Raw genomic sequence first — 22,844 nt, forward strand, 5'->3', positions numbered from 1 at the left:
GGGTGGGCGCGCTCGTCCCGGACACAGTCACGGCTCACAGTCTAGGGTGGCGCGGCCCGGCGCGTCCGCCCGCGCGTCAGGCCGGCGCGAGGAACGCCCGCATCGCGGCCGCGTAGGCCGTGACGTCGCGCGCGCCCATCAACTCGCGGGCGGAGTGCATGGCCAGCTGCGGGGCGCCGACGTCCACGGTGGGGATGCCGGTGCGCGCCGACGCCAACGGCCCGATGGTCGAACCGCAGGGCAGATCGGCGCGGTGCTCGTAACGCTGCAGGGCCACGCCGGCCTGCTCGCAGGCCAGCGCGAAGGCCGCGGCGGTGCGCCCGTCGGTGGCGTACCGCAGGTTCGGGTGCACCTTGAGGACCGGCCCGGCGTTGACCTCGATCAGGTGACCGGGCTCGTGGCGCTCCGGATAGTTCGGGTGGGTGGCGTGGGCCATGTCCGCCGAGGCCAGCAGCGAGTCGGGCAGCGAGCGCAGGAAGTCCTCCCGGTCGCCGCCGCGCGCGAGCACGATCCGCTCCAGCACCGTGCCGAGCAGATCGGACTGCGCACCGTGGTCGGAGGTGGAACCCACCTCCTCGTGGTCGAAGAGGACCAGCACGGGCACGTAGCCCGCCGGCTCGGCGTCCAGCAGAGCCTCCAGGCCCGCATAGCAGCTGGCCTGGTTGTCCAGCCGCGGCGCGCTCAGCAGGTCGGCGTCGGCGCCGATCACCGCCGACGGCGTCAGGTCGTGGGTCATCAGGTCGGCGGACAGCACGTCGCCCGGCGCCACCCCGGCGCGCCGCGCGACGTGGTCGACGAAGGGCTGCTGCGTGCCGCCGGCGCCCCACACCGCGTTGACGTGGCGCTGCGGGTCCAGCGTGAGCGATCTGCGGTCCTCGGCCAGGTGGATGGCCAGCTGCGGCACCCGCAGCAGGGGCTCGTCGATCCGCACCACGCGGTGCTCGACGCGGGCGCCGGCGCGCACCGACAGCCGGCCGCTCAGCCCGAGGTCGCGGTCCAGCCACGAGTTGAGCCACGCGCCGCCGTAGGGCTCCAGCGCGACCACCCGCCAACCGGCGACCCACCGATCCGGGTGCTGCTTGACGCGCAGGTTGGGGCTGTCGGTGTGGGCGCCGACGATGCGAAACGGGCCGGCGGGGCCGGCGGAATTCCACGCGATCAGCGAGCCCGCGCGCACGACGAAGTAGCGGCCCGGTTCGGTGGGCCACCGGTCGGTTTCGCTGAGTTCGGTGTAGCCGGCCTCGGTCAGCCGGGCCGCCACGGTGGCGCACACGTGAAACGGCGACGGCGACGCGTCGATGAATGCGCAGAGTCCTGCAGCGCTGGCCGGCATGGAACCATCATCGCCGGTCGACGCGGCCGCCTGCGCGGCGGCTGGACGCTCGCGCCGCTTTCGGCGCTCACCGTCGCCACGCTAGGGTCGCCCATGTGCCTTCGGTGCAGCCCCAACCCATCCTCGAGCCGCTCACGCCTGCGGCCATCTTCGTGGTGCTGACCATCAACGACGGCGGCGAGGCGACCGTGCACGACGCCCTGCCCGACGTGTCCGGGCTGGTGCGTTCCATCGGTTTCCGCGAACCCCCCAAACGGCTGTCCGCGATCGCGTCGATCGGTTCCGACGCCTGGGACCGCTTGTTCTCCGGGCCGCGCCCCGCCCAATTGCACCGATTCGTCGAGCTCAAGGGCCCGCGACACACCGCGCCCGCGACTCCCGGGGACCTTCTGTTCCACATCCGCGCCGAGAGCCTGGACGTCTGCTTCGAACTGGCCGACCGGATCTTGCGGTCGATGGCCGGCGCGGTCACCGTCGTCGACGAGGTCCACGGCTTTCGCTACTTCGACAACCGCGACCTGCTCGGCTTCGTCGACGGCACCGAGAACCCCGACGGCCCGCTGGCGGTCAGCGCCACCGCCATCGGCGACGAAGACCCCGAGTTCGCCGGCTCCTGCTACGTCCACGTGCAGAAGTACGTGCACGACATGACCGGGTGGAATTCGTTGTCGGTCAACGAACAGGAACTCGTGATCGGCCGCACCAAGCTGGAAAACCTCGAGCTCGACGACGAGACCAAACCCCCGAACTCGCACATCGCGCTCAACGTGATCGAAGACGACACCGGCGCCGAGCTCAAGATCGTGCGGCACAACATGCCGTTCGGCGAGCTCGGCAAAAGCGAGTACGGCACCTACTTCATCGGTTACTCGCGCACCCCCACGGTGACCGAGCGCATGCTCGAGAACATGTTCCTCGGCGACCCGCCCGGCAACACCGACCGCATCCTCGAATTCTCCACCGCCGTCACCGGCGGGCTGTTCTTCTCCCCCACCGTCGATTTCCTCGACGACCCGCCGCCCCTGCCCGTCCCGCCGGCGACAGCACCAGCCGCTGCCCCGGATGGCTCACTGTCGATCGGCAGCCTGAAAGGATCCCCGTCATGAACAACCTGTACCGCGAACTGGCACCGGTCACCGACGCCGCCTGGGACGAGATCGAGGAAGAGGCGACGCGAACGTTCAAGCGGCACATCGCCGGGCGACGCGTCGTCGACGTCAGCGAACCCGGCGGGCCGGTCACCGCGGCGGTCAGCACCGGTCGGCTGGTGGACGTCCAAGCACCCACCGAGGGCGTGGTCGCGCAGCTGCGGGCCAGCAAACCGCTTGTGCGGCTTCGGGTTCCGTTCACGTTGTCGCGGACCGAGATCGACAATGTGGAGCGCGGCGCGCAAGACGCCGACTGGGATCCGGTGAAGGACGCCGCGAAAAAGCTGGCGTTCGTCGAAGACCGGGCCATCTTCGAGGGCTACGCCGCGGCGTCCATCGAAGGCATCCGCTCGGCCAGCTCGAACAAGTCGCTGACCCTGCCGGCCGACCCTCGCGAGATTCCCGACGTCATCACCCAGGCGATCTCCGAGTTGCGCCTCGCCGGTGTCGACGGCCCGTACTCCGTGCTGCTCTCGGCCGACGTGTACACCAAAGTCAGCGAGACCACCGAGCACGGTTATCCGATCCTCGAACACATCGACCGCCTGGTTCCCGGCGACATCATCTGGGCGCCGGCCATCGACGGCGCCTTCGTGCTGACCACCCGCGGCGGCGACTTCGACCTGCAGCTGGGGACCGACGTGTCGATCGGCTACACCAGCCACGACGCCGACACGGTGCAGCTGTATCTGCAAGAGACGCTGACCTTCCTGTGCTACACCGCGGAGGCCGCCGTCCCGCTCAACCCCTAGGAATAAACGCCGCCGGGCCGCTGCTGAGCGTGGGGTAATTGATCGAACCTCACTCGCTGAAGGCAGGCTTTCGATGGCAGAGACCCTGGCCGGTGCCACCGCTCTGGTGACCGGCGCCACTTCGGGAATCGGATACGCGATCGCAAGGGAACTGGCGGCTCGCGGCGCCGAAATCGTGGTTCACGGACGCAGCGCCGAGCGCGGCGCGAAAACCGTCCGCGACATCGAAAACGCTGGCAGCACAGCGCGTTTCGTCGCCGCCGACCTCAATGATGCCGACGACGTACGCAGGTTGGCCAGCGAGGCCGGCCCGGTCGACATCCTGATCAACAACGCCGGCATCTACGAATTCGGCGCGACTACCGAGACCGACGACGCGACGTTCGACGAGCACTTCAACATCAACGTGCGCGCCCCCTACATCCTGGTTCAGCAGCTGGTGCCGGGCATGGTCGAGCGTGGCGGCGGCACCGTCGTCAACATCAGCACGGTCGTGGCGTCGGTGGCGGGCGCGGGGGCCGGCATCTACGGCGCCAGCAAGGCCGCCGTGGAACAGCTGACGCGCGTCTGGGCGGACGAATTCGGCGGCACGGGGGTGCGGGTGAACGCCGTCGCGGTCGGGCCGACCGACACGCCCGGTGTGGCGGTCGTCCCCGGGCTGCTGCAGTCCGTGGCCGCCAGTACGACATTGGGACGCCCGGCGGATCCGGCCGAGATCGCCAAGGCCGCAGCGTTTCTCGCCTCGCCCGACGCCAGCTATGTCAACGGCGCGGTGCTGCACGCCACCGGTGGGCAACGCTCGATCGCCGCGTGACGGTCTACAGGTCCAACACCAGGTCACCGGCCGGGGCGGCCGAGCAGATCAGGACGGTCCCTGCGTCCGGCGGCTGCAGCGGCGGCTGCACATAGGTGGTGGCACCGGCCACGACGCCCGTCTCGCACACGTGGCATACGCCGCTGCGGCAGGAGAACCGGGTCGGCACGTCGCACGCCTCGGCGAATTCCAGGATGGTGCCGTAACCGGCGGACCAGTTGACGGTGAGGCCGCTGCGGGCGAAGGTGACCGACGGGCCAGTCCCCGGCGCTCCGGCCGGCGGGTGGGGCGGCGTGCGCGGCGCGGCGTCGACGACGCCGGGGTTGACCGGTGGCAGGGCGCCGAAAAGTTCGGTGTGAATGCTGGAGTCCTGCAGGCCGGCGGCGATCAGCGCGGCGCGGACGTCGATCATGAATCCGGTTGGGCCGCAGACGTATGCGGCGGCCTCGGCAGGTAGGCCGAGTGACTCGATCACCCGGGGGTCCGGGCGCCCGTCGGCCTCGGTGAAGAACACCCGCTGCACGGCATGCGGCAGCGTCGCGATGAGTGCGGCGACCTCGTCGGCGAAGGCTTGGGTCTGGCGGTTGCGCGTAACGTGCAACCACCACAGCGCGCGGTCACTGCCGGCCGCCGACAGCGCACGCAGCATCGCCAGCACCGGGGTGATGCCGATCCCCGCCGAGATCAGAACCACGGGCCCGCTGCCGTCGGCCAGATGGAAGTTGCCCCGCGGGGCGGCGGCCTCGAGTACCGATCCGGGCTGGGCGTGGGTGTGTAGCCAGCGGCTCACCACACCGCGGTCCTCGCGCTTGACACTGATGCGGTAGTCCTGCGGGTCACCGGACAGCGAGTAGCTGCGCAGGGGCGCCGGCTCAGCCGCCCCGGGCACCCTGAGGGTCAGGTACTGGCCGGGCAGCGCCGCCGGAAGCGCGCCGTGGTCGTCGGCCGCCAGCCGAAACGACACGACGTCGGGGCTCTCCCGGTGTATCGCCGTTATGCGCAGGGGGCGAAAACCGGTCCACGCCGGCGCGGGTGCGGCGGGCGCCGCGTCCTGCCGGGCCAGCATGTCGCGGAAGGATTGTTGCCAGCCCGGGCTCAGCGCCGGGATGTCGACGACCTCGCGCAGCCGCGCGCGGTCACCGCCGGGCAGGTAGAGCAGCGCGTCGACGGCGGCGACGCTCTGTTCGTGGCGCCCGCGACGGGTCCGCACGATGTCATCGCCGGCCCGCACGTGACCCTCGGTGATGACTCGGAGGTAGAATCCCGGGCGATGTTGCGCCACAAGGAGATTAGGCATCTCGGGGGCACCCAGGCGCAGCCCGACCCGGAAGCAGGTGACGCGCGGCTGGGTGACCTCGAATTCCGCCTCGCCGATGCGATACCGGTCGCCGATGCACACCTCGTCGTCGGGCAGGCCGGTAACGGTGAAATTCTCCCCGAAATGGCCTGGCGCCAGGTCGTCGCGGCCCAGGTAGTTTTTCCAGAAGTCGTAGGACTCACTCTGGTAGACCATCACCGCGCGCTGTTCCCCGCCGTGGCCGGCCAGATCGCCCTGCCCGTCGCCGTCGATGTTGAGGCGGCGCACCATCACCGGCCCCTGCACCGGTGTCTTCCAGATGCCGGTGAAGACGTTTTTGCCATGCCACGCAACGTTTTTAGGCTTGCCCACGTTCACCGACAACAGCTTGCTCACCGCGTCACCTCGACCTGATCCGGAGCCCAGCCGGGCCGTTGCCACCGCCGCAACGCGGCGGCACCGTCACTCGAGCGAGCGAAGCTGCGCTGCGCGGCCCACATTAGGCCTGCGCGATGCGGGCGGCAACCGCTGCCTTCGGCCGGATCTGGGGCTGTCGCCCACAGGCATCCGCGTGCATAATGGGTCAGTCATCCCAAAAATAAGGGGCGTCATGCCGGCTGTTCATCATCGCTACACGACCGTCGACGGCCATCGGCTGTTCTTCCGGGAAGCGGGTGACGCCGCGGCGCCCGCCGTGGTGCTGCTGCACGGATTTCCCACCAGTTCCTACATGTTTCGCGACCTGCTGCCCGCCCTTGCCGATCGCTACCACGTGATCGCGCCGGATCACCTCGGCTTCGGCCTTTCCGACGCCCCGCCGGTCGAAGCCTTCGATTACACCTTCGACGGGCTGACCGAGCTGACGGCCGGGCTGCTCGACACGCTCGGCGTGCAGCGGTACGCCATGTACGTGCAGGACTACGGCGCGCCGATCGGGTGGCGGCTGGCGTTGCGCGACCCGGCGGCGATCACCGCCATCGTCACCCAGAACGGCAACGGGTACGACGCGGGATTCGTCGAAAGCTTCTGGAAGACCGTGTGGGCCTATCAGGATGACCAGAGCCCCGAGACCGAAGCGGCGGTGCGGCAGTTCCTCACCCTGGACGCCACGCGCTGGCAGTACCTCACCGGCGTGCCGGATGAAACGCTGGTGGACCCGGAGTCCTGGCTGCACGACTACGCCCTGATCTCGCGCCCGGGCAACGACCTGGTGCAGCTGAAGTTGTTTCGCGACTACGCCACCAACGCGCCGCTGTACCCGCGGCTGCACGACTACTTCCGCGCGAGCCGGGTGCCACTGTTGGCGGTGTGGGGCCGTGGCGACCAGATCTTCGGGCCGGCCGGTGCCACGGCGTTCGCCGACGACCTGCCGGACGCCGAGATTCACCTGCTCGACGGGGGCCACTTCCTGTTGGAGTCCGCCTCCGACGAGGTCACCGAACTGATCCGCCGCTTCCTGGGCAACCACATCCCGGTGCCGTGATCGACACCGGCGCGCGGGCTTGACTGCGGATGCGCTGGCCGGGCGCGGCCGCCAGCTAACCTGGGGCGATGGCCCATCCCGATGTTCAGTGCGAACAACGGTTGACCGCCAAGGGGCGCGCCACCCGGGACCGCATCGTGCAGGCCGCCGCGCAGCTGATCGTCACCGAGGGCCTGTCGGCGGCCAACCTCGAAGCCGTGCGGCGCGCGGCGTCGGTCAGCGGCTCCCAGCTGGCCCACTACTTCGCCGACAAGAACGCGTTGATCCGCGCGGTGATCCGACGCCAGATCGGGGTGGTGCTGGACTTCCACCGCCAGCCTCGGCTGCGGGGGCTGCGTTCGTTCGACGACTTCGAGCGGTGGATCGACTTGAACATGCGCTACCTGCGCCGTATCGGTTACCACGGCACGCCGACCTATCACGCGCTGGCCGCCCAGCTGGCGAAGTCGGACGCCGACGTCCGCGCGGCCCTGTCGGACGGCTACCAGCAGTGGATCACGTTGCTGCAGAACGCCATTGCGCACATGCAGGACGCCGGTGTGCTGTTGCCGCAGGCCGATCCGCGGCGCTTGGCTTTGGTGATCGTCGGTGCGCATCAGGGCGGTGGCACGTTGACGTTCACCTATCGACAGGACTGGCCGCACGCCGACGCGACCCGGTTCGCGGTCAACTATCTGCGCATGTTCGCCGCCGATCCCGAGGAGCGCGTCCCCCGCCCACCGCGCCGGCCCCGCGGGCGGCGCCCGCCCGCCGCCGCCGGCTGATCGTCCGTGCCCGAAGACGACACAACCCACCCCTCGTCCCTCACCGTGAAGGGGCTGGCGACGCGCCGCCGCATCGTCGACGCCGCGGCGCGCTTGATCTTCGAGCGGGGCGTCGCCAACACCAGCATCGATCAGGTGCGGCGCGCGGCGGGGGTGGGCGGGTCGCAGATCGCGCACTACTTCCGCGACAAACGGGAGCTGACCCGTCACGTGATAGGCGCCCGCCACCACGACTTGCGGGCCTTCCACACGCAGCCGCGACTCGGCGGGCTCGACGACTTCGACGCCCTCCAGGCGTGGGCGGACGCGTGCGTGGCCGACATCGACACCGTGTACCGCGTCGGCGGCTGCGTGTACGGCTCGTTGGCCGGCGAGCTGATCGAAGGCGACGACGACATCCATCGCGACCTGTCCGCCGGTTACGACCAGTGGATCGAGCTCCTGCGCACCGGCCTGACCGCCATGCGGGACCGCGGTGACCTGCGTCCGGAGGCGGACCCTCGGCATCTGGCCGTGTCGCTGGTGATCGCCCACCAGGGCGGCGCCATGCTCACCTACGTCACCGGGGATGCCGAACCGTTGCGCGCGGCCGTCACCGCCGGCGTCGAGTACGTGCGGTCCTTCGCGCCGCCGACGCGCCCCCTGACCGGGCGACCCCGCCCGCGGCGCGCCCGCTCCTGACGGCGGCGGGCTGGACATCCGAGCCCCCGAGACCAATAATGGGTTGCCTGGCCCAGAACGCCGATCCGCCCAGGAAGTGGGAGCGCCGTGTCCGTCACCGATTCCCCCCGGCTGCCGACCGCGCCCGCGGTGGTACGCGAAAAGCCCGGCGGCCCAACGATGCGCGCGATCGTGTTGACCGGGTTCGGCGGCCTTGACCGCTTGGTGTACACCGAGATCCCCAAGCCGTTGCCCAGGGTTGGCGAAGTGGTCATTGAGGTGCGGGCGTTCGGCCTCAACCACGCCGAGCTACACATGCGCAGGGGTGAGTGGGCTGAGGCCGCGGAGGTCAGCGGCATCGAATGCGTCGGCGTCGTCGACTCGTGCCCGGGAGGCGAGTTTCCCGAGGGCGCCAAGGTCGCGGCCCTGATGGGCGGTCTGGGACGCACCATCAACGGCAGCTACGCGCAGTACACCCGCGTCCGCGCGGCGAACGTCGCCCGCATCGACTCCGATCTCGGGTGGGCGCACCTCGCGGCGCTGCCCGAGACCTACGCCGTCGCCTGGACCTGCCTGTTCCGCAACCTCGATCTGAAATCCGGGCAGACGCTCGTATTGCGCGGCGCGACATCGTCGTTCGGTCGGGCCGCGCTGAAGATGGCGGTAGCGGCGGGCGCACGCGTCATCGCCACCGCGCGCAGTCGCGACCGCTTCGCGGCGCTCGAGGCGCTGGGCGCCGCCCGGGTGGAGCTGGAGCGGCGCGACCTGGCCGCGCACCTCGCCGAAACCAAACAGGTCGACGCGGTCCTGGACCTCGTCGGCAACTCCACCATTCTCGACTCCCTGGACATGCTGCGTCGCGGCGGCACGGCCTGCTTGGCGGGCTGGCTGGGCGGCCTGCAGCCGATCGACGGGTTCAACCCGCTGCTGCGCATGCCCAGCGGGGTGAATTGGAACTTCTTCGGCAGCTTCGTCTTCGGCACCCCGGGCTTCCCGCTCTCGGACGTGCCCCTGCAAGACATCGCCGGCCAGGTCGCGCAGGGCCGTATCGACGCGACGCCGTCCCGCGTCTTCTCCTTCGACCAGATCCACGAGGCCCACCGGGTCATGGAGGCCGGAGAGGCCGACGGCAAGATGGTCGTCGTGGTGCAGTGACGCCCAGACGTGAACGCGCCGGGGAGGCAGGCATGGCGGTACGCAGGGCCAGCCCGGACCGGTTGGGCGCCTTCTCCGACGGCGTCTTCGCTGTCCTCATCACGATCCTGGTGCTGGAGCTCAAGCCGCCGAAGACGTTCACCTTCAGCGCCCTGTTGCCCGAATGGCCCACGGGCGTCAGCTATGTCGTCAGCTACCTGTTCATCGCGATCGTGTGGGTGAACCATCACCACCTGTTCGGCTACGCGCAGCAGGCCACGCCGCGGCTCGTGTGGTCCAATTTCGCGCACCTGTTCTCGGTGTCGCTGATTCCGTTCACGACCGAGTGGATCGCCGACAGCCGGCTGGCCGCCGCGCCGGTGGCCCTGTACGCGTCGGTGTTCGTGCTCGTCAACATCACCTACCTCGCGCTGTGCCAGGAGGTCGTGGATCGCCCGGCCCACGACGACGTGACGCAGCGCATGCGCCGGCTGCTGCGGATGCGGTCCTTCCTCACGGTCGGGATCTTCGCGGCCGCGGCGGTCGTCGCGCTGCGCTGGCCTGCTGCCGGGATGGCGCTGATTGCCCTGTGCCTGGCGGGGTATCTCCGGCCGGACGTGCCGGAGCCGAAGGAGGTTCGTCCCTGACATGGCCGCCCCGTCCATCCTGGTATTCGACGTCAACGAGACGCTGCTCGACATCGGCTCGCTGGCACCACTTTTCGGCGAATGGTTCGGCGACGAACGCGTGCTGCGCGAGTGGTTCGCCCAGCTGGTCATGTACTCGATGACCGCGACGTTTACACAGAACTACGTGGATTTCGCCACCCTCGCCCAAGGCGTGCTACGCATGGTGGGCGCCGCCCACTCGGTGAGCCTCGGCGATGACGACCAGCGCCGGCTGAAGACCGGTCTGCTCACGATGCCCGCGCACCCCGATGTCGCAGATGGGCTTAGATTGCTGCGCGACAACGGTTTTCGACTGATAACGCTCACCAATTCGCCGCCCAACCCCGACGGGCCGACGGCCCTGCAACATTCCGGCCTGGGTGAATTCTTCGAGCACCAGCTGAGCGTCGACGCATGCCGCGCCTTCAAGCCCGCCCCGGTGGTGTACCGCTACGTCTGCGACACACTCGGCGTCGCGCCGGGCGAGTGCATGATGGTGGCGGCGCACGTGTGGGACGTGCTCGGCGCCCAGCACGTCGGTTACAGCTCGGCCCTGATCACCCGGCCGGGCAATCCGCCGCTGTCGGTCGACGGGCTGGCGCAGCCGAGCCTGGTGGTCGGCGACATCCGCGAATTGGCGCACCGTCTCGTCGACACGCGAACACAGTGACCCCGTAATCACCGACAGGAACGTGGCGATGCCAGCAGACATGCCAGCAGACATTGATGACGAGTACGACGTCGTGATCCTCGGCGCCGGACCCATTGGGCAGAACGCGGCCGAACGCGCCCGCGCCGCGGACCTGCGCGTGGCCGTGGTGGAGCGGGAGCTCGTCGGCGGCGAATGCTCCTACTGGGCGTGCGTGCCCAGCAAAGCGTTGCTGCGCCCCGTCATCGCGCTCGCGGACACGCGCCGCGTCGACGGCGCTCGCGAGGCCGTGAGCGGTCACCTCGATGCGGCCGGGGTCTTCGGCCGGCGGGATCGTTACGTCACCGATTGGGACGACACCGGCCAGGCCGACTGGCTCGAGAACATCGGCGCGACCCTCGTCCGGGGCCACGGCCGGTTGACCGGCCCGCGACGGGTCGCCGTCGAGGCGCCCGGCGGCGCGCGGCTGACCTTGGCGGCCCGCCACGCGGTCGTGATCTGCACAGGCAGCCGGGCAGTGCTTCCCGACGTGCCCGGCATTAAGGAGGCGCACCCGTGGACCAACCGGCGCGCGACGGACAGCAGTGCCGTTCCGCGCCGGCTCGCCGTCGTCGGTGCCGGCGGCGTCGGTGTCGAAATGGCCACGGCGTGGCGCGGTCTGGGCGCCGAGGTGACTCTGCTGTCGCGTGGCTCGGGGTTGTTGCCGCGACTGGAGCCGTTCGTCGGAGAGATGATCCACCGCGGCCTCGCCGACGCCGGTGTCGACGTGCGCGTCGGCGTCTCGGTCGGTGCGTTGCACCGAACCGACGGCGGCGAGGTGGTGGTGGAGCTCAGTGACGGCAGCCGACTGGTGGTCGACGAGATCCTGTTCGCCACCGGCCGCGCTCCCCTGACCGACGACATCGGGTTACAGACCATCGGGCTGGAGCCGGGCAGCTGGCTCGACGTCGACGACGCGTGCCGCGTGCGTGCCGTCGAGGACGGCTGGCTGTACGCCGCGGGGGACGTCAACCATCGGGCGCTGCTCACCCATCAGGGCAAATACCAGGGCCGCATCGCCGGATCGGCCATCGGCGCCCGCGCTAAGGGCGAACCGCTGGACACCCGCCCGTGGGGTGCGCACGCCACCACCGCCGATCACCACGCGGTGCCGCAGGCCTTCTTCACCGACCCCGAAGCCGCATCCGTCGGATTGACGGCCGAGCAGGCCGAGCGAGCCGGTCACCGCATCCGCGTGGTCGACGTGGAGATCGGTGACGTCGTCACGGGGGCCAAGCTCTACGCCGACGGCTACACGGGCCGCGCACGGATGGTCGTCGACCTCGACAGCGGTTGCCCGCTCGGCGTCACACTGGTCGGCCCGGGCGTCGCCGAGTTGCTGCACTCGGCCACCATCGCCGTCGCCGGCCAGGTCCCCGTCGACCGGCTGTGGCACGCCGTGCCGTGCTTCCCGACCATCAGCGAACTGTGGCTCAGACTGCTCGAGGCCTACCGCGACGCGTCCGCGCATAATTGAGCGATGGCCACCGCGGACGGATTCCACCCCGACTTCGACGACTCCACGACGCAGGTGGGGCGCACGCGGGTGCGCCACGTCAGGGCGTCGGAGATCAGCGCCGACACCGCGCAGTCGGAGGGCTTGCGGCGCTTCGCGGCGCTCTCCGGTCAATCGGTCGGCGCGGCGAAGCTCTGGATGGGCGAGACGCACGCGTCGCCGCGGTCCGCCTCGGCCAACCATCACCACGGTGACTCCGAGACCGCGATCTACGTGCGAAGCGGCAACCCGCACTTCGTGTTTCACGACGGCGTGGCGGAGGTCCGCATCTGCGCCGCGCCCGGGGACTACGTGTTCATCCCGCCGTTCCTGCCGCACCGCGAGGAGAACCCGGACCCGAGCACGCCCGCCGAGGTGGTGATCGCCCGCAGCACCCAGGAGGCCATCGTGGTCAACTTGCCCGAACTGTATCCGCTCGAGGACGCTCAGTAGACGGCGATCTCGACGAGGTTACCGTCGGGATCGCGGCAGTAGTGCGACGTCATGTCGCCCAGGGCACCGCTCTTGGTCACCGGCCCCGACACGATCCGCACGCCGCACTCGATCAGGTGCGCCCGCACGTCGTCCGGGCTGCTGGTGGTGATGAAACACAGGTCTTCCGAGCCGGCCGCCTCGACGGCCCCCGTGAACCAGGCGGGGTCGTCGGCCAGCGCGCCGATCGGGCGCAGGTTGATCTTCTGCTGCCCGAAACGCAGGGCGGTCCGCTTCGAGGGGCCGAACGTTTCCCGCCGCATGCCGAGCACCCGCTCGTACCACGCCGCGGTGGTTTCGACGTCCGCGCAGTTGATGACGATGTGGTCGAACCGCTCCACCGTGATTGCCACCGCTGACCCTCCTGACCGGTGCGCCCACGCAGCCGTGAACGAATCCCCTTCGTCATCAGGATAATCCGCGGCCGTCGACGGCGGCGCGTGCCCGTCCGGCGCGCACGCCGGTCGGTGTCCCGCTCAGCTGATTCTCAACTGATTCTTGGCTGACCCATGGCCCGACTCAAAGCGTTCCCAAAGTCGACGGCCGCACCATTGGTGTCATGACCGAACCCCTGTGCGCCAACCTCGTCGAACGTTACCTGCGCACCCGCGGGCGACGTTATTTCCGCGGTCACCACGACGGTGACTATTTCTTCGTGCTGCGCACCCACCCCGGGTCGTTGCACGTCCACCTCGAAATCTCACCGGCCCACGACGACGTGCTGATCATCCGAGTCACCCCCGGCCGCTACTTTCCCGCGGCCGACCGGCCCTGGCTGACCTACCTGTGCGACAGGTGGAACCGGCAAGAGCGCCAGGTGACGGCGATCGTGCACGGCTCGTGCGACCCGCAGCGCATCGGCGTGATGGCCCGCCGGTCGCAGTGGATCCGCAAGGGCGTGTCCTTCGACGACTTCGCCGGCCTTGTGGACCGCGCCGTCGCCGATGCGACCGAACTCTTCGGCGAGGCCGGCCCGGCCGAGGAGGCCCCGCGGGTCGACCAGCCGCTGCTGCGCGACGCCGGCTGACTCACCACCGGGGTCGCGGCTCCAATCCCCGTGTGACGGGCACCCTTTCGGTCCCGACCCCCGTGTTGCGCGCCCGGTCCAACGCGGATATCGCATTCTCTTAATCGAAGAGTAAGATATGCCGTCGGGGCGGATGTTTGAGACCGGCGTCACACCGGCAACCACTGCGCCAGGAACACGACAGCGGGGAACCATGACGGGCAACGGTGCTGAGGCGGCGACGAACCACGAGACCGCCAAGTGGGATCCGGCCTTCACCCAACGGATCGTCGAGACCATCGGACCGGCGGTGCGCCGCTGGCACCGCGCCGAGGTCCGCAACATCCGCAACGTCCCCGCGACGGGCGGCGCGCTGGTGGTGTCCAACCACTCGGGCGGCATGCTGACGCCGGACGTGCTGGTGTTCTCCCCCGCGTTCTACCGGGCCTTCGGTTACGACCGGCCGGTGTATACGCTCGGCCACTACGGGCTGTTCATCGGACCGCTGGACGGGTGGTTGCGGCGGGTCGGCGTCATCGAGGCGAGCCGGGAAAACGCCGCTGCAGCATTGCATTCCGGCGCCGTCGTGCTGGTCTTTCCCGGCGGCGACTACGACTCCTACCGGCCCACCTTCCGCGCGAACACCATCGACTTCAACGGCCGCACCGGCTACGTCAGGACGGCGATTGAAGCCGGCGTGCCCATCGTGCCGGCCGTCTCGATCGGCGCCCAGGAGACGCAGCTGTTTTTGACCCGGGGGAATTGGCTGGCCCGCAAGCTGGGCCTGACCAAGGCACGCATGGACATCCTGCCGGTCAGCGTCGGCGTTCCCTTCGGCCTGAGCGTCATCTTCCCGCCCAACCTGCCGCTGCCGGCCAAGATCGTGACCGAGGTGCTCGAGCCGATCGACGTGACCGCCCGCTTCGGCCAGCACCCCGACATCGACGAGGTGGACGCCCACGTGCGGGGCGTCATGGCGGCCGCGCTGCACCGGTTGGCCGGCGAGCGCCGGCTGCCCATCCTGGGTTGACTCGGGCGGGGACGTGGCGCGTGAGACGACTCAACGGCATGGACGCGATGCTGCTCTACAGCGAGACGCCCAACCTGTACACGCACACCCTCAAGGTCGCGGTCATCGACCCCACCGACGGCCCCGGCGACTTCGGCTTCGACGCGTTCCGCCATCACGTCCGTCGCCGCCTGCACCTGTTGGAACCGTTGCGCTACAAGCTGATTGACATTCCCTGGCACCTGCACCACCCGATGTGGCAGGAGGACGCCGAGGTCGATTTGGATTACCACCTGCGGCGGGCGCGGATCCCGGCGCCGGGGGGCCGCCGCGAATTGGACCGCGTCATCGGGGAGGTGGCGTCGACCCCGCTGGACCGCGGCCGCCCGCTGTGGGAGTTCCACTTCGCCGAGGGCCTGTCCGGCGGCCGGTTCGCGCTGATCGGCAAGATCCACCACGCGCTCGCCGACGGTGTCGCGTCGGTGAACCTGCTGGCCCGCGCCATGGACCTCAAGGACGGCGCCACCGACGAACGCGACAACGACGAGGCGGGCGTCACGACGTCGACGGCCGACCTGTTGCGCGCGGCCGCCCGCGACCACGCCCGCCAACTCGCCCGGCTGCCGGGGCTGCTGCGCGACACCACCGTGGGGATGGTGCGGGTGCACCGCCGGTCCAAGGAGCGCGGCGAGCACCCCGACCTCGCCGACGCGTTCGCCGCCCCGCCGACGTTTCTGAACCACGTGGTGTCGCCACGGCGCCGTTTCGCCACCACCCCCTTGCCGCTGCCGCAGGCCAAGGCCGCGGCCAAGGCCCTCGGCATCACGATGACCGACCTGGTGCTGGCGACGGTCGCCGGCGCGCTGCGCGAGCTGCTGCTGGCCTACGACGGGGCCGCCGACCGGCCGATCATCGCCTCGGTGCCGACGGCCACGGACAAGTCCGACCGGATCAGCGGCAACGAGATCTCCGGGCTGTCCGTCTCGCTGCCGGTGCACGTGCCCGACCCGGCCGAGCGCGTCCGGCTGGTCGCCCTGGCCACCGCGATCGCCAAGGAGGACCACGAGATCCTGGGCCCCGAACTCTACGGGCGACTGATGGCCTACCTGCCGACGGCGATCGCCCCGGCCGCGTTCCGGTGGCTGGGCGTGCGGGATGCGCCGAACAAGCTGATGAACGTCGCGGTGTCAAGCGTCGTCGGGCCGCGGGAGCGCGGTCACTTCGGCGGCGCCGCGGTCACCGAGATCTACTCCACGGGGGTGCTGTCGCCGGGCGCCCCGGTCAACATCACCGTGTGGAGCTACGTCGACCGGCTCGGGGTGGCGGTCCTCACCGACGACCAGACCTTTCGCGACCCGCACGAGGCGACCGACGCGATCAGCGAATCGTTCGCCGAATTATGCGCCGCCGCAAGCGTTTCCGGTCAGACCGCGAGCACCGAGTCGAGGACAGAGTAGAACAGGCCCAGGCCGTCGTCCGACGGGCCGGTCAGCGCCTCGATAGCGTGCTCCGGATGTGGCATCAGCCCGACGACGCGGCCGTTGGCCGAGCTGATGCCGGCGATGTCGTTCAGCGATCCGTTCGGGTTCTCGTGGTAGCGGAACACCACTCGGCCCTCGCCCTCGAGCTCGTCGAGCACGTCCGCCGGGGCCACGTAGCGCCCCTCACCGGACTTCAACGGCACCAACAGGTCCGCGCCGTCCTCGAACCGCGACGTCCACGCTGTCGACGTGGACGCCACCCGCAGCCACATGTCGCGGCACAGGAAGTGCAGGCCGACGTTGCGGGTCAGGGCGCCGGGTAACAACCCCGCCTCGCACAGCACCTGAAACCCGTTGCAGATGCCCAGCACCGGCATCCCGCGCCGCGCGGCGGCCACCACCTCGCCCATCACCGGGGCGAATCGGGCGATGGCGCCGGCGCGCAGGTAGTCGCCGTAGGAGAAGCCGCCGGGCACCACCACGGCGTCCACGCCGCGCAGGTCGGCGTCGGCGTGCCACAGGTTGACCGCCTCGGCGCCCACCCGCCGCGCCGCCCGGGCCGCGTCCACGTCGTCGAGCGTGCCGGGGAAGGTGATGATGCCGATCCGCGTCGTCACTGCGCCTCCCGGCTGATCGTCCAGTCCTCGATCACGGTGTTGGCGAGCAGCGTCTCGGCGATCTCGGCCAGCACCGCGTCGTCGACCGTGTCGTCCACGTCCAGTTCGAACCTCTTGCCCTGCCGGACCTCGGCGACCCCTGGGTGGCCCAGCCGCCCGAGCGCGCCGACGATGGCCTGACCCTGCGGGTCCAGGATCTCCGCTTTGGGCATCACGTTGACGATCACCCGGGCCACCGGCGCTCCTCCTCAGTCAGGCTGTCGGCGCCGAGTCTACCGGCGAAACCGCAGCCAGGGGCTACGGGCACGAGGCGATGTAGGCGTCACACAGGGGCGCGGTCATGGCGCCCAGCACCGGGTCGTCCGCCATCGCCGGCCACGGCACCTGCGGCGGCCCCGACGACCACAGGGTGAGCTCGCTGATCGTGCTGCTGGCCACGTGCGCAATCAGGTAGGTGTGCATGACGACCGGACCGCTGATCACCGCCGCCACCCGGTTCGGCGCGTCGTCGGTGATCGACGGCGACTCCTGCGGCGCGCGCTGCTGGCAACCGCGCAGGGCGGCGACGGCGGCGCGCAACACGTCGGCCGCGGTCGGGCCGCCGCGCGCGGTGTCGCCGCGCCAGTGCAGCACCTGCACCTGCAGCTGCCACTGCCCGTCGGGGTGGGCGACGGTGGCGCGGGACGTGACCGCCGAGTCGCGCGGGTCCTGCCCGGACGCCGGCGCGCCGCACAGCTCCTCGAACCTAAACCGCGGCCCGGGCATCGCTCCGGTGAGCGGCACCGCCACCCCGGAGAAGGCGGGCCAGTGGTACACCGCGTCCAGCGGCACGGCCCGCTGCTCGATCCACGCCGTGTTTGGGATCCGGTCACAGGTGGTGGGGCAGGTCTCGGGCTCGGCGTGGGCGGGCGCGACCACGACCAGGGCGACGGTCAGGCCGCCGGCGACCAGGATCGCGGCCAGCATCACGCGCATCGGCACCCTTCCCCTTCGAGGCACAATCGTAGATATGCAACTGACGCATTTCGGCCATTCCTGCCTACTTGCCGAGTTCGACACCACCAGAGTGCTCTTCGACCCGGGCAGCTTCGCCCACGGATTCGAGGGCATCACCGGTTTGACCGCCATCCTGATCACCCACCAGCACCCCGATCACGTCGACGTCACCCGGCTACCCGCCTTGCTGGAGGGCAATCCGGGGGCGGCGCTGTACGCCGACCCGCAGACCGCGGCGCAGCTGGGTTCGCCGTGCCGGGACGTCCACGTCGGCGACGAGTTGCAGATCGGCGAACTGACGGTCCGGGCCGTCGGTGGCGTGCACGCCACCATCCACCCGGAAATCCCTGTGATCGAGAACATTTCGTTCCTGGTGGGTGACGCGCAGCATCGCGCCCGGCTGATGCATCCCGGCGACGCGCTGTTCGTGCCCGACGAACCGGTGGACGTGTTGGCCACGCCGGCCGCCGCGCCGTGGATGAAGGTCTCCGAGGCCGTCGACTACCTGCGCGCAGTGGCACCCACGCGGGCGGTCCCGATCCACCAGGGCATCATCGCCCCCGACGCGCGGGGCATCTACTACGGCCGGCTTTCGGAGATGACCGACACGGACTTTCAGGTGCTGCCCGAGGAGAGCGCCGTCGCCTTCTGAGCGGCGTTCCCCAGCTTGGCGGTGCGAGGCGCGGTCAGGCGATGTCGGCGGCGGCGCCGCGGCCGGCCGCGCGGCCCGAGAAGACGCAGCCGCCCAGGAAGGTGCCTTCCAGCGCGCGGTAGCCGTGCACCCCGCCGCCGCCGAACCCGGCCGCCTCGCCGGCGGCGTACAGACCGGCCAGCGGCGTCCCGTCCTCGGTGAGCACCCGTCCGGCCAGGTCGGTCTCGATGCCCCCCAACGTCTTTCGGGTCAGGATGTGCAGTTTGACCGCGATCAGCGGGCCGGCCTTCGGGTCGGTCAGCCGGTGCGGGGCAACGACCCGGCCCAGCCGGTCACCGAGGTAGCCGCGGGCGGCCCGGATGGCGGTGATCTGGCCGTCCTTGCTGAACCTGTTGGCCACCTCGCGGTCTCGCGCGGTGACCTCGGCCTCCACCGTGGCGTAGTCGAGGGGCTGCACGTCGGGCAGCTTGTTCATCGCGGTCACCAACTCGCGCAGCGAGTCCGCGCTCACGAAGTCGATGCCCCGATCGACGAACGCCTGCACCGGTTTTGGCGGCCCCGAGCTGGCCCGGTTGCGCAGCAATTCGCGCACGCTCTGTCCGGTCAGATCGGGGTTCTGCTCCTGCCCGGAGAGCGCGAACTCCTTCTCGATGATCCGGGCGTTCAACACGAACCAAGTGTAGTCGAACCCGGATTTGGTGATGTACTCCAGCGTTCCCAGGGTGTCGAACCCCGGGTAGAGGGGGATCGGCAACCGTTTGCCGTTGGCGTCCAACCACAGCGACGACGGGCCGGGAATGATTCGGATGCCGTGCAGCGGCCAGATCGGATCGTAATTGGTGATGCCCTCGACGTAATGCCACATCCGGTCGGGGTTGATCACCCGGGCGCCGGCCTGCTGCGTGATGCCGATCATCCGCCCGTCGACATGCGCCGGCACCCCGCTCAACAATTGCTCGGGGACGCGGCCCATCCGCTGGGGCCAGTTCTTGCGGACCAGTTCATGGTTGGCGCCGATACCCCCGCTGGTGACGATCACCGCGTTGGCCCGAAACTCGAACTGGCCGACGGCTTTTCGTGACGACGCGACGCCCCGGGCGGCGGTCGAGGGCTCCAGCACCGTGCCCCGCACCCCGGTCACGGCGCCACCCTCGACGATCAGCTCGTCGACCTGGTGCCGGTGCGCGAACCGCACGGTCGAGCGGTCCCGCAGCTGGCGCGCGAAGATGTCGACCAACGCGGGGCCGGTGCCCCAGGTGATGTGGAACCGGGGCACCGAATTACCGTGTCCCAGCGCGTCGTAGCCGCCGCGCTCCGCCCAGCCCACCAGCGGGAACAGCTTGAGCCCGCGGGCGCGCAGCCAGCTGCGCTTCTCCCCGGCCGCGAAATCGACGTAGGCGTGCGCCCATTGGCGTGGCCAGTAGTCCTCGGGCCGATCGAACCCGGCCGTGCCGAGCCAGTCCTGCAGCGCGAGCTCGTGGCTGTCCCGGATGCCCAGCCGGCGCTGCTCCGGGCTGTCGACGAAGAACAGACCGCCGAACGACCAGAACGCCTGACCGCCCAGGTTCGCGCTGTTCTCCTGATCGACGATCAGCACCCGCTGGCCGCGGTCCACCAATTCGCAGGCGGCCACCAGGCCGGACAGCCCGGCCCCGACGATGATGGCGTCAGCGCCGAAGCCCGCAACCGAAGAATCGCTCATGTGGCACAGGGTAGTGCCCCGGGCCCCGCGACAGCCGTTGCCGGGTCAGGCGGCGTCCAGGACCGCGGCGTCCCGCCGCCAGCGATACACCGTGGGCGCGCAGCCGTGCATCAACGCCAGGTCGACCGCGTCGACCATGGCTTGCAGCGGGCCGGGCTTACGCAGGTGCCTGGCGGCCACCGCAACCCGCACCACGCCCTCCCGGCGGGCGATCCGCTCCGCGGACAGCACCACCATGCGGCACCACCACGGCTCGGTGAGGAAGCCTTCGCCGATCCCGAGCACCCGGGCGCGCACGGTGCTGTGGCGCACCAGGTCGGTGATGCCGTGCAGGTCGGCCAGGAGCCGGAACCCGTTGTCGGGCAACGCTTTAACCACACCGGGCGAAACCACCCAGCCGGGGGCCGCGAACAACCGGGTCCGCAATCCCTGGTGTTCGAGCACCCGGTCGGCGGCCTTGAGGCGCAGGCTGGCCTCGTGCGCCCGCAGGATCGCGAATTCGCCGCGGCGCTTCTTGGTCGCCGCGTCGTCGTAGCCGTGCAGCACGATCGCGTCGCCGCCGGCCCGGCGCGCGGCCAACCAGTCGACGGTGACCGGGTCGCGGTCGAGCCGGTAGTCACCGGAGAGCCGCGGGGCGACGAGCAGCGACACCGGCACCTTGCGGGCGTCCATTTGTGCACAGAACGCCTCGACGTCGGGCAGGGTCCGTTCGCCGATGCCCGAGACCGAGACGATCAGTTTTCCAGACACACCCGCAGTTTGCCGACCTCAGGTTTCGGGACAGTGAAGGACACGCAGACGGCAAGCGTCCATCGGGGCCGTTGCGACGGGCGGTGCCTGTGCGCCAAGCGGATCCGGCGCCCGCACCCGGTGGGGCCTCGGTGGATCGGATCGCGACCTCGGACCGCGCGGGTCAGTTCGATATGCTAAGCAACGTCATGGATGAGGCCCTGTACGCGTCGGCCGACACCCCGCTGCCCTGCGGGTCGCAGCAGGGCGCCGACGAACGGGACTATCCCGACCGGCTGGACGCGGAGCTGCTGCGCGTCTCGGGCGTGTGCATCCTGGCCACGGTGATGGCCATCGTGGACGTGACCGTGGTCAGCGTCGCGCAGCGCACCTTCATCGACCAGTTCTCGTCGTCGCAGGCCGTCGTCGCGTGGACCATGACGGGCTACACGCTGGCCCTGGCCAGCGTCATCCCGATCACCGGTTGGGCGGCCGACCGGTTCGGCACCAAGCGGCTGTTCATGGGCTCCGTCCTCGCCTTCACCCTGGGTTCGCTGTTGTGCGCCCTGGCGGCGAACATCGTGCAACTGATCGCGTTTCGGGTCATCCAGGGTGTCGGCGGCGGCATGTTGCTGCCGCTGAGCTTCATGATCTTGACCCGCGAGGCGGGTCCGCGGCGGCTCGGCCGGCTGATGTCGATCCTGAGCATCCCGATGCTGCTGGCCCCGATCGGCGGTCCCATCCTGGGCGGCTGGCTCATCGACACCTCCAGCTGGCGCTGGATCTTCCTGATCAACCTGCCGATCGGGGTCGTCACCGTCGCGCTGGCGGCGCTGGTGTTCCCCGGGGACCGCCCGGCCAAATCGGAGACCCTGGACGTCGTGGGCATGCTGCTGCTCTCGCCCGGCCTGGCGACCTTCCTGTTCGCGGTGTCGTCCATTCCCGGCCGTGGCACCGTCGCCGATCGCCGGGTGCTGATACCGCTGGTGGTGGGCCTGGCGCTGATCGCGGGGTTCATCGCGCACGCCTGGCGCCGGGTCGACCATCCGCTGATCGACCTGCGGCTGTTCCGCAATCACGTGCTCACGCTGGCCAACGTGACGATGCTGGTGTTCGCCACCGCCTTCTTCGGGGCCGGCCTGTTGTTGCCCAGCTACTTCCAGCAGGTGCTGCACCAGACGCCCATGCAGGCGGGCGTGCACATGATCCCCCAAGGCCTCGGCGCCATGCTGACGATGCGGCTCACCGGCCCGCTCGTCGACCGGCAGGGTCCGGGCAAGATCCTGCTGGTGGGCATCGCGCTGCTCACCGCCGGGCTCGGGACGTTCGCCTTCGGCGTGGCCCGGCAGGCCGGGTACCTGCCCGCACTGCTGGTCGGCCTGGCCATCATGGGGTTGGGGATGGGCTGCACCATGATGCCGCTCAACGTCGCGTCGGTGCAGGCGCTCGCCCCGCATCAGATCGCGCGCGGCACGACGCTGATGAGCGTCAACCACCAGGTGGGCGGCTCGATGGGCACCGCCGTCATGTCGGTGATCCTGGCCAGCCACTTCAATCGCAGCGACAACATCCTCGCCGCCAAGAAGCTCGCGGCGCTGCAACAGAAGGCCGCCGTGAGCGGCGCCCCGGTCGACCGCTCCGCCATACCGCCGCAGACCTACGCGCCGGACTTCCGGGTCGATCTCGCGCACGACCTGTCGCACGCCTACGCGGCGGTCTTCGCCATCGCCGTCGTGCTCGTGGTCTGTACCTTCATCCCGGCGGCGTTTCTGCCGAAGCGGCCGGTCAGCCAACCGCCGCCCGAGTAACCGACCCCCGCCTCGTCGACACCGCCCGGGCCACGATCCGGCGCTGATCCGTCAACGGTTGGACAACGAACTCACCGCGAACTCCCGCAATCGGTCCCGGCAGTCCATGCCGGGTG

General features: G+C 70.1%; 23 protein-coding genes and 1 pseudogene. 16 read left to right on the forward strand and 8 right to left on the reverse strand.

Annotated elements, in window-relative coordinates:
• Positions 1 to 76 precede the first annotated feature (76 nt).
• Positions 77 to 1,333 (reverse strand): M18 family aminopeptidase, encoded by a 1,257-nt coding sequence (locus A5700_RS00060; RefSeq protein WP_068071657.1) that lies wholly within the window; start codon positions 1,331 to 1,333, stop codon positions 77 to 79.
• Positions 1,334 to 1,428: 95 nt separating this feature from the next.
• On the opposite strand from A5700_RS00060, the gene A5700_RS00065 reads away from it, so the two are divergent.
• From A5700_RS00065 to A5700_RS00075, 3 genes are all read left to right on the forward strand, one after another.
• Complete coding sequence (locus A5700_RS00065; protein WP_068071659.1) at positions 1,429 to 2,439, forward strand: Dyp-type peroxidase; 1,011 nt, start codon at positions 1,429 to 1,431, stop codon at positions 2,437 to 2,439.
• On the forward strand, positions 2,436 to 3,233 hold the full coding sequence (locus A5700_RS00070; RefSeq protein ID WP_068071661.1) for a family 1 encapsulin nanocompartment shell protein: 798 nt from the start codon (positions 2,436 to 2,438) through the stop codon (positions 3,231 to 3,233). Before A5700_RS00065 ends, A5700_RS00070 begins: the two co-directional genes overlap by 4 nt.
• Positions 3,234 to 3,306: 73 nt before the next feature.
• On the forward strand, positions 3,307 to 4,047 hold the full coding sequence (locus tag A5700_RS00075) for an SDR family NAD(P)-dependent oxidoreductase (RefSeq protein ID WP_068071663.1): 741 nt from the start codon (positions 3,307 to 3,309) through the stop codon (positions 4,045 to 4,047).
• Positions 4,048 to 4,051: 4 nt separating this feature from the next.
• On the opposite strand, the gene A5700_RS00080 is transcribed toward A5700_RS00075, so the two are convergent.
• The gene (locus A5700_RS00080) at positions 4,052 to 5,740 is read right to left on the reverse strand and encodes an MOSC and FAD-binding oxidoreductase domain-containing protein (RefSeq protein WP_068071665.1); all 1,689 of its coding nucleotides are present in this window, start codon (positions 5,738 to 5,740) and stop codon (positions 4,052 to 4,054) included.
• Positions 5,741 to 5,954: 214 nt separating this feature from the next.
• Between A5700_RS00080 and A5700_RS00085 the strand changes: the two genes are divergently transcribed.
• The 8 genes from A5700_RS00085 (at position 5,955) to A5700_RS00120 (ending at position 12,689) form a co-directional block, all read left to right on the forward strand.
• Positions 5,955 to 6,827 carry an alpha/beta fold hydrolase gene (locus A5700_RS00085; protein ID WP_068071667.1) on the forward strand — a complete coding sequence of 291 codons (873 nt, stop codon included), beginning with the start codon at positions 5,955 to 5,957 and terminating at the stop codon, positions 6,825 to 6,827.
• 68 nt (positions 6,828 to 6,895) lie between these two features.
• Positions 6,896 to 7,591: a TetR/AcrR family transcriptional regulator gene (locus A5700_RS00090; RefSeq protein WP_068071669.1), complete on the forward strand. Its 696-nt coding sequence runs from the start codon at positions 6,896 to 6,898 to the stop codon at positions 7,589 to 7,591.
• 6 nt (positions 7,592 to 7,597) lie between these two features.
• Positions 7,598 to 8,272: a TetR/AcrR family transcriptional regulator gene (locus tag A5700_RS00095; RefSeq protein WP_068071671.1), complete on the forward strand. Its 675-nt coding sequence runs from the start codon at positions 7,598 to 7,600 to the stop codon at positions 8,270 to 8,272.
• An 87-nt stretch (positions 8,273 to 8,359) separates the two neighbouring features.
• Positions 8,360 to 9,406: a zinc-binding alcohol dehydrogenase family protein gene (locus A5700_RS00100; RefSeq protein WP_068071673.1), complete on the forward strand. Its 1,047-nt coding sequence runs from the start codon at positions 8,360 to 8,362 to the stop codon at positions 9,404 to 9,406.
• A 32-nt stretch (positions 9,407 to 9,438) separates the two neighbouring features.
• Positions 9,439 to 10,032, forward strand: coding sequence for a TMEM175 family protein (locus A5700_RS00105; RefSeq protein ID WP_068071674.1), 594 nt, complete (start codon positions 9,439 to 9,441; stop codon positions 10,030 to 10,032).
• A 1-nt stretch (position 10,033) separates the two neighbouring features.
• Positions 10,034 to 10,723 (forward strand): haloacid dehalogenase type II, encoded by a 690-nt coding sequence (locus tag A5700_RS00110; protein WP_068071675.1) that lies wholly within the window; start codon positions 10,034 to 10,036, stop codon positions 10,721 to 10,723.
• 40 nt (positions 10,724 to 10,763) lie between these two features.
• Entirely contained in the window at positions 10,764 to 12,218 is a 1,455-nt protein-coding gene (locus A5700_RS00115; protein ID WP_068071676.1) for an NAD(P)/FAD-dependent oxidoreductase, read from the forward strand.
• 3 nt (positions 12,219 to 12,221) lie between these two features.
• On the forward strand, positions 12,222 to 12,689 hold the full coding sequence (locus tag A5700_RS00120) for a cupin domain-containing protein (protein ID WP_068071677.1): 468 nt from the start codon (positions 12,222 to 12,224) through the stop codon (positions 12,687 to 12,689).
• Here the strand turns inward: A5700_RS00120 and A5700_RS00125 are convergent.
• The gene (locus A5700_RS00125) at positions 12,683 to 13,081 is read right to left on the reverse strand and encodes a VOC family protein (protein WP_068071678.1); all 399 of its coding nucleotides are present in this window, start codon (positions 13,079 to 13,081) and stop codon (positions 12,683 to 12,685) included. The two genes, A5700_RS00120 and A5700_RS00125, sit on opposite strands and share 7 nt — an antisense overlap.
• 206 nt (positions 13,082 to 13,287) lie before the next feature.
• Here A5700_RS00125 and A5700_RS00130 point away from each other — a divergent pair, with 206 nt between their 5' ends.
• The 3 genes from A5700_RS00130 to A5700_RS00140 all read left to right on the forward strand — a co-directional run bounded on the left by A5700_RS00130 (position 13,288) and on the right by A5700_RS00140 (position 16,200).
• Positions 13,288 to 13,755: a YbjN domain-containing protein gene (locus A5700_RS00130; protein ID WP_068071680.1), complete on the forward strand. Its 468-nt coding sequence runs from the start codon at positions 13,288 to 13,290 to the stop codon at positions 13,753 to 13,755.
• Positions 13,756 to 13,948: 193 nt separating this feature from the next.
• Entirely contained in the window at positions 13,949 to 14,764 is an 816-nt protein-coding gene (locus A5700_RS00135; RefSeq protein ID WP_068071682.1) for a lysophospholipid acyltransferase family protein, read from the forward strand.
• Between the two features lie 20 nt (positions 14,765 to 14,784).
• Positions 14,785 to 16,200 carry a wax ester/triacylglycerol synthase family O-acyltransferase gene (locus A5700_RS00140; RefSeq protein WP_197502876.1) on the forward strand — a complete coding sequence of 472 codons (1,416 nt, stop codon included), beginning with the start codon at positions 14,785 to 14,787 and terminating at the stop codon, positions 16,198 to 16,200.
• Here A5700_RS00140 and purQ read toward each other — a convergent pair.
• The 3 genes and pseudogenes from purQ to A5700_RS00155 all read right to left on the reverse strand — a co-directional run bounded on the left by purQ (position 16,167) and on the right by A5700_RS00155 (position 17,874).
• The gene (gene purQ / locus A5700_RS00145) at positions 16,167 to 16,841 is read right to left on the reverse strand and encodes a phosphoribosylformylglycinamidine synthase subunit PurQ (protein ID WP_068071685.1); all 675 of its coding nucleotides are present in this window, start codon (positions 16,839 to 16,841) and stop codon (positions 16,167 to 16,169) included. The two genes, A5700_RS00140 and purQ, sit on opposite strands and share 34 nt — an antisense overlap.
• The gene (gene purS / locus A5700_RS00150; RefSeq protein ID WP_068071686.1) at positions 16,838 to 17,077 is read right to left on the reverse strand and encodes a phosphoribosylformylglycinamidine synthase subunit PurS; all 240 of its coding nucleotides are present in this window, start codon (positions 17,075 to 17,077) and stop codon (positions 16,838 to 16,840) included. The genes purQ and purS overlap by 4 nt, the downstream gene beginning before the upstream one ends.
• A 61-nt stretch (positions 17,078 to 17,138) precedes the next feature.
• Positions 17,139 to 17,874: pseudogene (locus tag A5700_RS00155) on the reverse strand (ATPase).
• Between A5700_RS00155 and A5700_RS00160 the strand changes: the two are divergent.
• Positions 17,851 to 18,489: an MBL fold metallo-hydrolase gene (locus tag A5700_RS00160; protein ID WP_068071689.1), complete on the forward strand. Its 639-nt coding sequence runs from the start codon at positions 17,851 to 17,853 to the stop codon at positions 18,487 to 18,489. The pseudogene A5700_RS00155 and the gene A5700_RS00160 sit on opposite strands and share 24 nt — an antisense overlap.
• A 34-nt stretch (positions 18,490 to 18,523) precedes the next feature.
• Here A5700_RS00160 and A5700_RS00165 read toward each other — a convergent pair whose 3' ends face one another.
• Together A5700_RS00165 and A5700_RS00170 are read right to left on the reverse strand one after the other, a co-directional pair.
• On the reverse strand, positions 18,524 to 20,191 hold the full coding sequence (locus A5700_RS00165; protein WP_068071691.1) for an FAD-binding dehydrogenase: 1,668 nt from the start codon (positions 20,189 to 20,191) through the stop codon (positions 18,524 to 18,526).
• Between the two features lie 45 nt (positions 20,192 to 20,236).
• On the reverse strand, positions 20,237 to 20,941 hold the full coding sequence (locus A5700_RS00170) for a DUF2334 domain-containing protein (protein WP_068071693.1): 705 nt from the start codon (positions 20,939 to 20,941) through the stop codon (positions 20,237 to 20,239).
• 173 nt (positions 20,942 to 21,114) lie between these two features.
• Here A5700_RS00170 and A5700_RS00175 point away from each other — a divergent pair, with 173 nt between their 5' ends.
• Positions 21,115 to 22,728: a DHA2 family efflux MFS transporter permease subunit gene (locus tag A5700_RS00175; RefSeq protein WP_068071695.1), complete on the forward strand. Its 1,614-nt coding sequence runs from the start codon at positions 21,115 to 21,117 to the stop codon at positions 22,726 to 22,728.
• Positions 22,729 to 22,844: the final 116 nt, after the last annotated feature.

This window comes from Mycobacterium sp. E1214, from assembly GCF_001666755.1.
Classification (GTDB): Bacteria; Actinomycetota; Actinomycetes; order Mycobacteriales; family Mycobacteriaceae; genus Mycobacterium.